13 protein-coding genes are annotated in these 14,572 nt (G+C 46.8%); 6 read left to right on the top strand and 7 right to left on the bottom strand.

Translation table 11 applies throughout. The annotated features are described in order from the left end of the window. Positions 1 to 112: 112 nt before the first annotated feature. Together CHH60_RS13500 and CHH60_RS13495 are read right to left on the bottom strand one after the other, a co-directional pair. Positions 113 to 1,699: a choice-of-anchor I domain-containing protein gene (locus tag CHH60_RS13500; RefSeq protein WP_095359620.1), complete on the bottom strand. Its 1,587-nt coding sequence runs from the start codon at positions 1,697 to 1,699 to the stop codon at positions 113 to 115. A 210-nt stretch (positions 1,700 to 1,909) separates the two neighbouring features. Next, complete coding sequence (locus CHH60_RS13495; protein WP_095359619.1) at positions 1,910 to 2,692, bottom strand: SDR family NAD(P)-dependent oxidoreductase; 783 nt, start codon at positions 2,690 to 2,692, stop codon at positions 1,910 to 1,912. A gap of 146 nt (positions 2,693 to 2,838) precedes the next feature. Here CHH60_RS13495 and CHH60_RS13490 point away from each other — a divergent pair, with 146 nt between their 5' ends. Both CHH60_RS13490 and CHH60_RS13485 read left to right on the top strand, forming a co-directional pair. After that, complete coding sequence (locus tag CHH60_RS13490) at positions 2,839 to 3,732, top strand: LysR family transcriptional regulator (RefSeq protein WP_095359618.1); 894 nt, start codon at positions 2,839 to 2,841, stop codon at positions 3,730 to 3,732. A 212-nt stretch (positions 3,733 to 3,944) separates the two neighbouring features. Beyond that, positions 3,945 to 4,388, top strand: a complete 444-nt coding sequence (locus CHH60_RS13485; RefSeq protein ID WP_095359617.1) for an Hsp20/alpha crystallin family protein — start codon at positions 3,945 to 3,947, stop codon at positions 4,386 to 4,388. 129 nt (positions 4,389 to 4,517) lie between these two features. Here the strand turns inward: CHH60_RS13485 and CHH60_RS13480 are convergent, their stop codons facing one another. Then, positions 4,518 to 5,072, bottom strand: a complete 555-nt coding sequence (locus CHH60_RS13480) for a DUF1697 domain-containing protein (protein WP_095359616.1) — start codon at positions 5,070 to 5,072, stop codon at positions 4,518 to 4,520. Between the two features lie 109 nt (positions 5,073 to 5,181). Then, entirely contained in the window at positions 5,182 to 5,832 is a 651-nt protein-coding gene (locus CHH60_RS13475; RefSeq protein ID WP_095359615.1) for a hypothetical protein, read from the bottom strand. Positions 5,833 to 6,312: 480 nt separating this feature from the next. Here CHH60_RS13475 and CHH60_RS13470 point away from each other — a divergent pair, with 480 nt between their 5' ends. Continuing rightward, positions 6,313 to 7,947 carry a DUF1593 domain-containing protein gene (locus CHH60_RS13470; protein WP_095359614.1) on the top strand — a complete coding sequence of 545 codons (1,635 nt, stop codon included), beginning with the start codon at positions 6,313 to 6,315 and terminating at the stop codon, positions 7,945 to 7,947. A gap of 102 nt (positions 7,948 to 8,049) precedes the next feature. On the opposite strand, the gene CHH60_RS13465 is transcribed toward CHH60_RS13470, so the two are convergent. Together CHH60_RS13465 and CHH60_RS13460 are read right to left on the bottom strand one after the other, a co-directional pair. Further along, on the bottom strand, positions 8,050 to 8,613 hold the full coding sequence (locus CHH60_RS13465) for a TetR/AcrR family transcriptional regulator (RefSeq protein ID WP_095359613.1): 564 nt from the start codon (positions 8,611 to 8,613) through the stop codon (positions 8,050 to 8,052). Beyond that, positions 8,606 to 9,820: an MFS transporter gene (locus CHH60_RS13460; RefSeq protein ID WP_095359612.1), complete on the bottom strand. Its 1,215-nt coding sequence runs from the start codon at positions 9,818 to 9,820 to the stop codon at positions 8,606 to 8,608. The genes CHH60_RS13465 and CHH60_RS13460 overlap by 8 nt, the downstream gene beginning before the upstream one ends. A gap of 216 nt (positions 9,821 to 10,036) precedes the next feature. Between CHH60_RS13460 and CHH60_RS13455 the strand changes: the two genes are divergently transcribed. Together CHH60_RS13455 and CHH60_RS13450 are read left to right on the top strand one after the other, a co-directional pair. After that, entirely contained in the window at positions 10,037 to 10,843 is an 807-nt protein-coding gene (locus CHH60_RS13455; RefSeq protein WP_095359611.1) for an alpha/beta fold hydrolase, read from the top strand. Between the two features lie 24 nt (positions 10,844 to 10,867). Then, a complete protein-coding gene (locus CHH60_RS13450; protein ID WP_095359834.1) occupies positions 10,868 to 11,851 on the top strand; it encodes a sensor domain-containing diguanylate cyclase in 984 nt (327 codons plus the stop codon). 115 nt (positions 11,852 to 11,966) lie between these two features. Here CHH60_RS13450 and CHH60_RS13445 read toward each other — a convergent pair whose 3' ends face one another. Beyond that, positions 11,967 to 13,454 (bottom strand): right-handed parallel beta-helix repeat-containing protein, encoded by a 1,488-nt coding sequence (locus CHH60_RS13445; RefSeq protein WP_255247916.1) that lies wholly within the window; start codon positions 13,452 to 13,454, stop codon positions 11,967 to 11,969. A 338-nt stretch (positions 13,455 to 13,792) separates the two neighbouring features. Here CHH60_RS13445 and CHH60_RS13435 point away from each other — a divergent pair, with 338 nt between their 5' ends. Continuing rightward, positions 13,793 to 14,449 (top strand): DUF2625 family protein, encoded by a 657-nt coding sequence (locus CHH60_RS13435; protein ID WP_095359610.1) that lies wholly within the window; start codon positions 13,793 to 13,795, stop codon positions 14,447 to 14,449. The last annotated feature ends 123 nt before the right edge of the window (positions 14,450 to 14,572 follow it).

Below are 14,572 nucleotides of genomic sequence, written 5' to 3'. Positions count from 1 at the left end.
AACAGGCAGCAAAAAAAGACATGGGAGCGTGATGCTCTCATGTCCTTTTGAGATTTCGTGGACTCGATATGTATCAGGCAGCTGCTGGAACCACTGCCTGATGCAAGCTGGACTATTTTTTCTCGAAGAAGCTAAGTGTCCCCGTGCTCTCATCCGCACTTACAAATATGCTGCGGCCGTTAACCCGGTGGATTCCTTCCGGTGACTCACCAGTTGTCGGAATCAGGCCGAGGTAGGCCGGGTTCACCGGGTCAGCCAGATCGAAGAACAAAATGGCATCGGCCCGTTCAGAGGCTACGGCAGCATAAGTTGTGCCGTCTACAGTGGATACCGTCAGATTCTCGACCTCACTGCCTTTGTTGGGACTGCGATCATCCGGGTACAAACCAACCCTCGCGGTTGCTTCATCGATCAGGTTTTGGCTGTCATATACCCGCTTGCCCTGCAAATTCCAGACGGCAATATTACGTCCGCCTGCTTTGACACCATCGTCAAACTCATCTTTGCCCAGGTCGCCTTCATTGGCTGTCAGCACGTATTTGCCATCGGCAGAGAACGCAATACCGTCTGGCTCATAGCGAGCTGTCAGGCTCTCGGTGAACTTAACGACACCGTCATCGTTCAGATCAGCTTGATGTGAGGTGGTACCGAGCGAGAAGATCGAGCTGATCTGTTTCGTTTGCAGGTCGATGATGGCGATGACATTGTTCTCCTGCAAAGTAACAGCAGCGGTTTTGCTGTCCGGGCTAATGGCAACATACTCTGGCTGCGGGTCATGCGGATAGCTTGCTCCCCTCACCTCTTCCAGAGACACAGGCAGGTTGGTTACCTCTCCTTCAAGGACGTTTCCGCCCGTAAAGGATACAATCATGATGCTGCCAGGACGTTTGGCATTAGGGTAATCGATCTCGTCCGCAGCTTTGTTCAGTTCCTCATCTTCAATTGCAATTACGGCGTGCAATCCATCCGGGGACAATGCAATGGAGTCTGGTCCGATGCCAAGCTCATATGTCTTCACGGTTTTGTAGCTTGCAAGATCAACAATGGCCAGTAGTCCCTTGTTCGCTTCGGTATCAGTATCGCCGGTACGAATAACGGCGAGGCCATATTTTCCGTCCTTGGATACGGTTACACTAGTTACCTCTGCTTTGTCAGAGAGATCATGGAAGTTGATTGTTTTTAGAACGTTCACGTTGTTCAGATCAGCAATATCCAGGACGGAAATGCTGCCATTGTCTGCTTCAGTTACGAGCAGGCGCTGACCGTCCGGGGTAGAGGCAGCGATTTCGGCTTTGCCGCTTGGCATCTGGAAGGCCGCTGTCTGTTCAAATCCGGTTTTATTTTGGCTCAGGATCGCTTGATCCGTGATCAGTTTCAACGTTTGTGGGGAAACGTATGTCGTTCCTTTCGTAACATAGCTTTTGCTGTCCAGCTGCGTTTGCACACCGTTAATGGTAGCTGTAGCTGTTCCGACTGGGAGCTGCACTCGGACTTCACCCAGCTGGATGTCGGCACTGCGACTGCTGCTATCCCATGTGATGGTTCCCTGCATATTTTGGATGGCTGTTCGCAGCACGACATGATTATTAGCAGATTCGGATGCGCTTGCCGCATGAACCATCGATGCGTAGCTGGTTGCGCCTGCGCCAAGTATAGCTGTCATGGACAAAACGGCGAGCCATTGATTTCTCTTTTTCACAGTTCCAGATCCCCTTTACCGTTTCATGGTTGATAGTATGTATAATTGCTTTAGTATAGGGGCGAATTGTTAAGCCGAAGTTAGCGAAATAAAGTATTTGTGTAAAAATATCGAGTATTTACATCCAAGTGAAAGAAGCCTACTGGCAGAGCTGCGCTCTGTCCAATAGGCTTTACTTGGTATATGGAAACCATGTGGAAATGTATTTACTTAGAACCAGCGGCTCAGGTCCGGATATCCGGTCGTTGCCCAAGCTCCATCCACAATGAGGCTGGAACCGGACACATATCCTGCATCGTCACTTGCAAGGAACAGGGCAGGTCCCGTCATTTCTTCCGGCTGTGCAGCACGTTTCATCGGAATCCGTTCCATGTAGGCTTCTTTGATATCTGCATTGGAGAGCAGTTCTGCAGTTAAAGGTGTATCGATGAGACCCGGTAGAATGGCATTGACACGAATGCCGTTACGCGCCATTTCGAGTGCTCCATTCTTGGTAAGCATTTCGACGCCAGCTTTGGCAGAGGCATAGGCCGATCCGGCATACATGGGTACGTGGGAGTTGAGGGAAGCCACGTTTACGATGGCTCCGCCACCATGCTTAGCCATCTCAAGGGCTTCATGCTTCATGCTCAGGAAGACACCTTTCATACACAGATCCACCGTGAAGTCCCAATCTTTCTCCGATAGTTCAGTAATGACGCCTGCACGGGAGGCACCTGCAACATTAAAGGCCAGATCGAGTTTGCCAAATTGTTTGACAGCGGCACTCACCATTTCTTCAATATCGGTTTCAACGGTCACATTGGCTTTAACACCGAAGAACCGTTCCCCAAGTTCACCCTGGATGGCGTCCAGACGTTCTGTATTCAGATCAGCGGCAAGGACGGAAGCTCCTTCTTGGACAAGGCGTCTCGCAATGGCATATCCGATACCGGATGCTGCACCTGTAACAACCGCAACTTTACCTGCAAATCGATTCTCAAATGTATTCATATGTAGCACTCCTCTGTCGGTTAAAATAAAATGATTTCGCTTACATTCATCTTCAATCCAAGTATACTTAATTTTATGATTCATGTATATTTAACAAAAATGCACTTAACTTAAATTAAATTAATGTAGGGGTTGGGAGTTAAACGATGAACCTGGAACAAATGGTGTATGTGCTTGAAGTTGAAAAGACCAAATCTATTACCGTTGCTGCTGCAACATTGTCGGTTACGCAGTCCACGATCAGTCAGGCGATCACACGTCTGGAACATGAGCTGGGCATGCAATTGTTCAGCCGATCCCGTAACGGTGCGTATGTATTGGAACAGGCCAAGCCTATTTTGGACAAAATGAAAACGGTTGTCGATACGGTCCAAAACATCAAGGAGGATGCCCAGTATATGGGGGAGTCGATCCATGGAGAACTGCGATTGTCAGCCATCCCTGGAGGAATTCCGGGGATCATACCTACCATTGCGAGTATGAAGAAACGATATCCGGATCTGAAATTTGAGCTATCCGAAAGTGCTGCCCGCAACATTATCAGAGATGTACGGAACAAGCAGGTCGATCTTGGTCTCATCGCTCTATATACAGATGATATGGAGCAGCATCTGGAAGGATTGCGCTTTGTTCCAATTGATGAAGGGGTGATGCGTGCCTGTGTGAATCATACCAATCGCTTGGCAGGCAAGAAGTCGATCACCATGCATGAATTGAAAAATGAGACGCTGGTGTTATTTAATGACGAACTGGTGGATTTGTTTGTAGGGGAGCTTTCTCAGGCGGTGGGAGAGGTGAATGTATTGTTCCGAACAAACAATTCCGAAGTGGTCAATGCCGCCCTTGCCCAGTTGGGTGCGGTGACGATCGGTCATGAATATTCATTCACACATGACAGAAGTGTCCTGCATCATGACTTCTCCATCCTGGAAATTGAAGGTGTTCAGCGTGCGATTTCCATTGGATGGGTTATGCGTGAGAGCAAATCGTCCAGCCTCATCGTCAAGCGGTTTCTGGATCGTTTCCAGTATGAAGGATAGCGTCTAATCATTCTCTGGAATGAGTCCAAAAAAGCAGGAAGGTCAAAAAAGGTCAAATTAAAAGAAAAATGGATCTATTTTCAGGCAGCGGTTCATATTGAAGAAAAATCATTTTTTTTCGCCTCTTGCGTATTTTGAGCATCATCCACGTGAGGATTATAATAATCCATGTAAGCAACAACAAACCAATCACATATAAGGAGATGATGTTCATGTTTGATCTGATGCCGTTTCGTAAACGAAATGAAGACCTGTTCGGACACATGCTGAAATCCTTCAATGATATGGTTGACAGCCCGTGGCTTTCTCCCTTTGGAACCGGCAGCCAGCCATTCCGGACGGATATCCGTGAAGAAGATGGGAAATATTTGATTGAAGCTGATCTGCCTGGTATCGCCAAGCAGGATATCGATATTCAGGTACAGGGCAATGAACTGATGATCCGTGCGAAACGCAATGAGTTTCATGAACAGAAGGATGATTCGAATCGAATCATTCGGCAGGAACGCCGCTCTGGTGAATTCCTCCGGCGTTTCTATGTGGAACACATTGATGAGGAGAATATTAAAGCCCGATTGGAAGATGGCGTGCTGAAGCTTGAAATTCCGAAACGTTCAGGAGACGATCATACCCATAGACGTATTCAGATCGATTAATGATTTTACATGCAGCAGCTTGTATTCATAAAAGGTATCCCTCAAGGCAGACAGCATGGAGAGACATCCGTCAAGATATTCCTCCATGCCATCCCTTGGGGGATCTTTTTCATGCCGAAGTTTATATTATCACTCTGCCGCAGCCAGCATGAGCTTATAAATTTGGCGGGTTGTGTTGACGTTTCTGACCGTCATATATTTATAGACAGAGGAGCCGACAAGCTTGTTCATCCCGCTGCGCGCGGCATCTTCTCTGCTTACTGAATACAAGATGGCACCGGTAACGTATATCAATGTGCCCACTTCCGGTTTGAGGGGCAGCTTGTCCAATACGGAGACGTCATTGACTTCATCCCACAGAAACATCACGTCACTCTTCGCCTGCTCGTCATTCGTCCATTCCTCCGGCAGCGCCTGAAGCACGGTCTGCATTTCTTCCATATTGCGTACCACGACACGGATCTCCAAGCCGAACTCAGCAGTAATGGCCTGCTCCAGTATCCTGGATATCTCAGCGTTAGCTTGAATGCGTTCCTGATGATCGGCGAAGATAATGTTGCCCGTATTAATGTAAGTTACAACATCCTGCATGCCTGCTTGTTCAAATGTTTCTTTCAGCTGCTTCATATTGATCTTATTGTTACCGCCTACATTAATCCCCCGAAGCAAAGCAACATAAATCATGGTCTTCCCCCTTGTTCATCAGAGATAAATTCTGTATGCAAATTCCAACACATATTATTAATTCGTTAGCGAAGCGATTTTCAATCTCGGTTATTCTCATTCCTAAGGTTTAACGAAGTGATAAATATTCAACCAGATGTGCAGTGTACTCTGGGCCGAGCAGAGTAATCAATAAAGGTTCTATATGCTCCAAATATTCAGGTTTGGTTTCATAGGTCTCTTCATCCTTCACTTCTCCGCCGTAAGCGCGTGCCGCTTCAATCAGGATGGCGAGTGCAGTGAACAGAGCGGACAATGAATCAGCAATACGCCGGGGCTCTCCGCCTTCAAAGGCAGCATACACCGGTGAGTTTGCTTCGCTTGTATCCACAATCAATGGATCATCATTGAAGTTGGCAATAACGACATGATTTGCTTTCCAGGAGGGTGACTCCACATACGGCTCATTCATGCCAATCCATCGGTAACCCTGCTGCTGGCGGTGCAGATGTTCGGGGGCAACAAAAGATAACAGGGCTGCATCGCCAATTTCCACGGCCGCACTTTTCATTTTGAGTGTTCCTTCAGCTTTTGTATCTCTCATCTCATAATGGGTGTACAAATACACAAGCTCAGTTGAGAGAGGTATACGCTTGTCCACTTCTGGCTGGTTAGGTTGTTCACGAGGGCGCAGATCATGTTGTTTGAAAAGTCCGTAAGCTTCATTGTATAAATCCTGCTGTTCAACAAACTGTTGTAAGGCAGCATCCAGTTTTTGCATGGTTTTAATTCCTCCTGATGTTATAAATGTCGCGCTAGTACGATGTATAGGATCCAGTCATCATAGAAATTATACTATATCAAAATGGGAAAAGCTTACAACCTGTTATGGTGGGAGTCGGTGGAATGTCCCATAACTAGGACAGGGCCAGCGGCTAAACATTTTAATGGGGAAAACAGCTTGGGTGTAACGGAGCAGAAGGGATATTAAAGCGGACTACTTAAGACCCATTTTGGTATGAAATCCAGAAAAAGATGATTGAATACGTTTACATCAATAAATCAACATGCTATACTTTTTTTCAAATAAGGATTGTTACTGTTTCGGCAGGCAAAACCTGAACATCAATATGCGTGGACTCTGTCCATGGCGTATTCATGTTTGGGTTTTTTTGCATTCTACGGTCCATATTAAGGAATAGGAAAGCGCGCGCTGGTCATTCCCACACACATCATGCTAAACGAAAGAAAGGGGAACATCATGAACAAGAGAAAATGGCTGAATGTATTCGCTGCAGGTTTTATCAGTAGTATTCTGGTGATTAGTGGATGCGCATCCAAAACACCTCAAGCGGCAAGTGAGACACCGAACCAGGCAGCAGAGCAGGAAGAAAGCAATAATCAGGAAACGACAAAGAGTGAAACAGCTAAAGGAAGGACCGTTATTACGACCGATGGTGAAGTTGATGATATGAACTCGGTCATCCGTTTTTTGCTGTATTCCAATGAAATGGATCTGGCCGGCATTGTGCTGACCAGTTCGGTTTATCATTACGCAGGTGATAAAGAAGCGGGAATTGAACCATTCCGTTGGACAGGTACACAGTGGGTATACGATATGATCGATGCTTATGGTGAGATTTATCCGAACTTGTCCAAACACTCGGATGGTTATCCGGAACCCGAGCAGCTTCGTGCCATGACGAAAATCGGGAATATCTCCGATAAAGGCGAGATGGAGAAGGAAACGGAAGGCTCCGAATTTCTTCAGTCCCTTTTCCTTGACGATGATCCTCGTGATCTGATTGTTCAAACCTGGGGTGGCACCAATACAACGGCAAGAGCGCTGAAATCCATTGAAGAGCAGTACAAAGACACGGCAGAGTGGGGAACCATCCGCAAAAAGGTCAGTGATAAACTGGTGCTGTACATCATCCTCGACCAGGATGACAGTTATAACGAATATATTGCGAAGAACTGGCCGGACATCCGCATTCTGAATGACCAGTCGAACTTCTGGCATTTCGCGTATGCGTGGAAGATGCATGCCGAAGAAGTAAACAGCAAGCTGCATGGGGACTGGATGATCAAAAACATTCTGGATGGACATGGCAAGCTGCTGGATATGTATGCTTCCATGGGTGATGGCAAAATGATTGAAGGCGAGCTGGACGAAGAACAGCGCGGAAGTGACGCGTATCTTAAAAACAATCCGCAATATGATAAATACGACTTTATCTCCGAGGGGGATTCCCCTTCGTTTTTCTATCTGATTGATAACGGACTTCGCAGTATGGAGGATCCTTCCTACGGCGGTTGGGGCGGACGATTCGGCGCAGTGAATGACAAGCTGTACAGAAACAATGTGCTCGATTATGATCCGTATACGAAACGATATGAGGCCGAGTATTCCCTGATGAGATGGTTTGATGATATTCAGGACGATTTTGCGGCTCGTGCAGACTGGGCTGTTGCAGATACCTATGAAGGAGCCAACCATAACCCGACGCTGACCATTAAGGAAGGACTTGATCTGTCCGTTAATCCGGGTGAACGTGTGAGTCTGAATGCCGAAGCGAAGGACCCGGATGGCGATCAATTGACCTATAAATGGTGGAGATATTTTGAAGCAGACACGTATGAGGATGCCAAAGTAGAGCAGAACCAAGTGCAGAAGGAAGTTGTAGGAGACCTGCTGCTTGGATTGCATCGGGAGCTTGCGAAGGATGAACAGGTAGATACAATCAAACTGGAAGGCAGTGACACGAGCACGGTGACATTTACCGTCCCGGAGGATGCCAAATCCGGAGACACGATTCATATCGTGGCCGAGGTACAGGATGATGGCGAGCATCAGCTGAAGCATTATCAACGTGTCATTTTGACCGTGAAATAACGAAGACAAGCTCGCGTCAAAAGAACATCACAAAGAGGAGCGCTCTCCATAGTATAGACATGGAGATGCGCTCCTCTTTGCTTGCAAAATAGACCAACTTTACTAGCGGCGTATGCCTGTCCAGAACACATTCCAGGCAATGGCGAGCGCGTGTTCATAAGATTGTCTGGTCTCATATACGAGCTGTACATCCAGTCCATCCAATAGTGTGACATAAGCCACCGTAGCTTCGTCAGGGTTCAGACGGATGTCCTCATGTTTGGCAAACACGGCGGCGAGCTCGGCTTTGAGCGTGCCAAGATATGTTCGATACTGCGCGAGGACAAAATCATGCACCTCAAGCGGAGTGATAAAGGACAGAATGTACATAAAAGCCACATTCGGATGTGTCAGGAATCTGTTTTTATGGTCAAGCAAAAAGTTGTACAATTGCTGCTCCAAGGGCAGTTCATTTGCTTCCAGGAAGAAATTTTTGACGAATTGCTGTTCCTCCTGAACCACTTCCTCATAAAGTTCAAGCAGCAGTGCCTTCTTGGTCGGGTAATGGTAAGCAAGGGATTGCTTGCGAATGCCGGCCTCTTCGGCAATCTGCGCCATCTTGGTTCCCTCGTAACCCAGACGATTGAAATGTTGGATGGCAATGTCCTTGATCCGTTGTTTACTCAATGTCTACCTCCAATGAATAATCTTCAGCTCTCCGTTGTTTACGGGAGTATACCAGATATAACAGGATATATACCACAAAAATGCCTATGGCAATATCATACACCACTGTATAGGAAAATGCTGAAGCAATCATACCAAGCAGCAGTGAACCGCCGCCAATACCCAAGTCGAAGAAATTGAAGAAGGAAGCCATGGCATTCTCATGTTCATGCTCGTCCACCAGATTGACGCACCAGGTCTGAATCGCTGGGAAAATGGCACCGAATCCGAATCCATACAAGGCACCGGCCATGAGAAAGTGCATGTCATTTTGAGCGATGGTCAGTACGAATAGTCCCGCGATCGCAAATACGGCAGATGGCAGCAATACGGACCCCGGGCCCAATCGATCGAACATTTTTCCGGAGAACAAGCGGACCACGAAACTCGCAATAGCCACAATGAAGAAAAACCAGGCTACGTTATCGAATCCTTTCTCTGCCGCAAACAAGGCTACAAAAGACATGATCGAACCGGCAGCCACACCGACTAACATAATCAGTAAAGAAGGAAAGAGTACCTTTCTTTCGATTAGCTTCACCTTAGGTGTATGGGAACCCGCTGGGTCTGCACCTGATGCTGTTTTGGGTTTTCTCGATACAAATATCGCCATGATCAGAGCGAGAAGCAGGATGCACATCCCACCCATGAACAGACTTTGATAATTGTATTTGTACAGAAGACTGGTTCCGATCAATGGACCAATGGAAATGGCCACGGTCTCTCCTACACCAAAATACCCCATACCTTCGCCTCTGCGATCCTTGGGTATGTTTTCTGTAGCAATCGTTGCAAAATATGTCGTTGCCAGACCAAAACCAAATCCGTGGATAACCCGCAATATTAAAATCATCCAAATACCTGACGATAGGTAGTATGATCCTGTGGTTACTGCACATATGATTATACCGATGAGCAAGAGAAACTTTTTGTCCATCTTTGATGCAAGTACCGACGTGAAAGGGCGAACCAGGATGGCTGAAAACATGAATATGCCTGTCACCAGGCCAATTTGAGAAGCATCCCCACCAAGCGTTGAAACGAATAGAGGCAAGGTAGGTAACAGCATTTCAAAGGCCATGAACAATAAAGCGTTAGCCAGCATGATAAAAATAAAAGATCTTCCCCACAGTTTCGGGGGTGCATTTCCAATTCCAAGGGCAGTCATTCATCTTCCTCCATTTTGTTATCTTTGTCGCGCGACATGTTGAAATGATATTACCTGACGATGGTCAGGTTGTAAAGGGTTTTATGATTTGCTGAAGTGCGAATCTAATTGATGTTTACCTCAAGTGAATTAATATTTTTAATTCATATTCCAACATTTTCCGATATAATAACCACATGTGAAGTAAATGGAAAATACCTCAGAGAGGTGAGTGTAATGACAGTTGATGTCCTTGTACGCAACAATGTAAAAGTGCTTGGTTCGGGCAGCAGAACGATTGTCTTTGCTCATGGGTTTGGATGTGATCAGGACATGTGGCGCTACATCGTTCCGGGTTTTAGTGAAAATTATCAAATTGTTTTGTTTGACTATGTAGGTTCAGGCCAGTCTCAAATCAATTATTACGATGCGCATAAATACAGTGATTTGCGTGGATATGCTACGGATGTTCTGGAGATCATGGAAGCGCTCCAATTGAAAGAGGCTATATTCGTTGGGCATTCTGTCAGCAGCATGATTGGCATGCTGGCATCGATTCAAGCTCCCCAATATTTTAAAAGCATCGTGATGCTGGGGCCTTCCCCGCGATATGTGAATGACCTGCCGAATTATTATGGGGGCTTCGATCGCCGTGACATTGATGAATTGCTCGAAATGATGCAGTTGAATTTCATAGGCTGGGCAAGTTATTTGGCACCGATCGTGATGCAGAATGCAGAACGGAAAGAGCTTACGGAAGAGCTGGAGAAGAGCTTTTGCTCCAGAGATCCGCATATTGCTAGGCAATTTGCCGAGGTGACATTTTTGTCCGACTGCCGTCAGGAGCTGGAACAGGTATCTGTACCTACTTTGATTCTTCAATGCTCCGATGATAGCATTGCCCCGGTTGAAGTGGGCGATTATCTGCATGCTCATCTGAAGAACAGCATGCTGCTGCAGATGACCGCCAAAGGACATTACCCTCACTTAAGTCAACCGGAAGAGACCATTCGGTTGATTAAGAACTATCTGACGAGCGCATAAAACTCAGAAGAAAGGCTGTTATTGATGGATGCACAATTAGATTTTGCTCCCTGCGGGTACTTCTCCATTTCTGACTCAGGGGTCATACAATCAGTCAATCAAACCCTGCTGACGATGCTGGGTTATGAACGCAGCGAGCTAATGGGACGACATATTGAGTCCACCATGTCGGTCACCAACAAGCTTTTTTTCCACACCTATTTCTATCCGTACATTCAGCTGTACGGCCGTGTGGACGAGATGTACTTTACGTTTCGCACCAGTAATCAGCAGGATGTTCCGGTTCTGCTTAATGGGATTCGCCAGACTCGTGACGGAGAAAGTGTTGTAGACTGTGTGGTTGTGGTCATGCGTAAACGGATCGAACATGAGAAGGATATTTTGAACACGAAGACGAAGCTGCAGGAGCTCTATCAAGCCACGCATGAAGCAAACAAGGAGCTTGAACGGCTGCACGAGGAATATGAAGTGAAGCAGCAGGCATTAATTAAAGTGAATGACCAGCTGGAGACGATGGCTTCTACCGATCTGCTCACTGGACTCAAAAACCGCAGATTTTTCCAGCTGAAAATGCTTGAAAGTTTGGAAGGCTACCGTGCCACCCAGCGTGAGTTCTCGCTGCTGGTCGTAGATATTGATCATTTCAAAAGCATTAACGATACTTATGGACATCCGGTGGGGGACCTCGTACTTGGCAATCTAGCAGGTCTGCTGCAGTCAGTATCCAGAAGTACGGACGTTGTGGCTCGTTATGGTGGGGAAGAATTTGTGATTATTCTCACGGATTGTTCGGCAGAGCAAGCAGTGATTACAGCCGAACGATACCGTACTCAGGTGGCTTCTGCGGATTGGGGAGTCTATAACATCACCATAAGTATTGGTGCAGCGACGGTTGCAGAGGAGGATACGGATCAGTCCTTGTTCCAAAAAGCGGATATGGCCCTGTATGCCTCCAAAACCGGAGGGCGCAATCGGGTGACCCATGCAGCTGGTTTAACCCAAAGCTAAATTCTTATTCTTATAACTAATGATGCAGTAAAAGTAGAAAATAACCGGACAGGATAGGGACACCCCTATACCCGATCCGGTTTTTGATTTTCTATCCTTCTCTTAGTCTCTTCTGTTACCTGGTTGCAAGGTAACCATAACCTTCTGCCGGTGATCCGGACTGGAGATTGAAGTCTTCGCTGGTTTCGTTCATGAATGCCGGGTTTATATAACGTGAGTGTGTGTCATTGCCGGAGTCCTTCATGTAGGCTGGAAAACCGGAATACCCTTCATTTTTCCAAACCCACAGGGCATCTTCCTCTGCAATCGGGGTGTAGTATATATTTTCATCTAGCAGATTCCCTGAATTACTGCTGTATTCATTGTAGATGAGCACACCGGAGCTGCCTGACACGACAATGTTGCGTTTAAATGTGTTGTTCTTCGTCATGGCTTGCACGAACAGCTGCCCATTGCCTGCGCCCAAGGTGTCATTTTGAAACAGGGTATTGTACATCACCGTGCTGTTTTCGGTAGACCCCCGCTCCTCGTCATATCCTCCCATGGCAATGCCCGTCAGTCTGTTGTGATAGATCAGGTTATCCTGCACGGTAATATGGCTTGTGGAACGCCCGGCATGTTCGGATGCGATTTCGATGCCAATATCGTTACGGTAAACCCGATTCTGGTCGATCATATGATCTGTACCCCCATCGACATAGATGCCCCCGGCCGAATGGCTGTCATTCGGAAGGTTTGTGCCGTAGGAAGGATTGTAATTGGACGTAATATCGTATACTTCGTTACCTCTTACAATTCCATTTCGGGCACGATCATACTTGTCATCTGCAGAAATCTTTTCATATCCAATCAGATCGATGCCGATGTTATCCGTGTCATGGATGGTGTTGTCCAGTATGGAAAAAGTGTCTACATTTCCGTTAACAGCGAGTGACTCGCTTGAACCTAGCACGAGATCATACAATTCATTATCCTGGATTAGAATATCCTTCAATGCTTCGGGGTGTTCTGTGCCATAGATAGCAATGCCGTGTGCATCTCTACCTGTTAAGTCTGGTCCTTCGGGCTGCACGTTGCTGGCGATAGCGTGTACGGTATTTCCTGAAATTTGGATGTGTTCTCCAGCTCCATGCACATAAATTCCGACGGGTACTTGGTCTGCACGTGCTGTGGTGAAGTTGCGAATCTCAAAATTCTGAATTGTGATGAAGCTGGCATTCTCCACTTCAATCAAGCCTTCAAGTCCATTTACAGACAGACCTTTTCCGTCAATAATGGCTTTCTCATTAGGATAGCTGGAAAAGGTGGTAGGCTTAGTGGAGGAATGGCCGCTCCGGGTGATTTTGACTTTCTGCTGATACACGCCCTCTCGCAAATAGACCGTACTCCCTGGCGTGGCATGTTCAGAAGCATGCTGCATTGTTTTCCAAGGGGATTGAATAGTACCGCTGTTTGCATCGTTACCTGAAGGTGATATGTAATAGAATTCCTGTTGGCCGGATCCGTCAGTAGGAGCAGGAGTTGAAATAGACGAAGCCTGCTCCTGACAACCCGCTGCCAGCAGCATCAGAGCCAGAAAGCAAATATTAACTGCACGAAACAAAGTATTTCCTCCTTATGAGTAGCTGTGAAGTTTTGATTATAGCAGATTTGAATGGTGAAATATGCCATGTTATGCTGATAGAAAGGTAGAATGTGAGTGGGGAATATCCGATCCTTATTGCTCATTCTGGAAATTTGGGGTACAAGGATTGCGTACATGTGGCCGATTCATTGCCTGAGTTGTGTAGGGGAACCGATGAGATTGAATGATGAGTCCGACTTTACGCGAGGGTTGACTGGACAGCGAGAATGGTGAAGTGTTAGAGGGATTTGGTCACGGAAAATGGATGAAAGAAAGCTAGTATGAACGATGAATCGATACTTGGAAGGAGTAAAGATATGCAAACATTATCTGCAGACGAACTATTGGATCGGGACAATCACGCGTGGGAGGAACTCAAGGAACTACTGGATAACGGGCAAAATACATATGAGTATGTTTCCGCACGACCAGAGGATGGAGCAGATACAATCTATCGTCTTCAGGTGAGCACCAAATCCTATTTGGGTGCTGTTGCTTACGAGACGGAAGGAATGGTGATTGATCACGGGTGGATCACACTGCTGGGTGCAGGCGGTGAGAGCGTATTTGGAAGTCTGACGAGTTGGAACGGTGTGAGCGACGAGCCCTGCGTAAAGGCACTGGAGGGCATGATGGTGGTTGCCTATGATGTGGCAGGTGGATTTTTTGCGCTGGATACCGGCAAATTCGGTGGCACTGGAGAGATATACTATTATGCGCCGGATGCCCTGGAATGGGAATCGACGGAGCTTGTTTATTCGGAATTTCTGAACTGGCTGGCAGATGGTGATTTGCAGCAGTTCTACCAAACCTTCCGCTGGGACGGATGGCAAAGTGATCTTGGTCAGCTTCAGAGGGGACAAGTATTTGCCTATTACCCGCCTCTGTGGACGAAAGAAGGAGGTGGAGAGGGCAGCAGCAAAGCTCCTGTATCGGTGGAGGAAGCCTGGAAGGCAGCGCAGGATGGAAATTAATAAGGAACTTGAACCCAGAGTTTGAATCGATACGAATGACTCCGTACTGAAAGCTTATCGAAACACACAAACAGCCCGCATACCGTGCGGGCTGTTTGTGTGTTCATTTTATAACTATCATTT

Source organism: Paenibacillus sp. 7523-1, from assembly GCF_002276415.1.
In the GTDB taxonomy this organism is placed as follows: Bacteria; Bacillota; Bacilli; order Paenibacillales; family Paenibacillaceae; genus Paenibacillus; species Paenibacillus illinoisensis_A.
The sequence above is the reverse complement of the archived record's forward strand: the minus strand, read 5'-3'. Positions and strand labels throughout refer to the sequence as shown.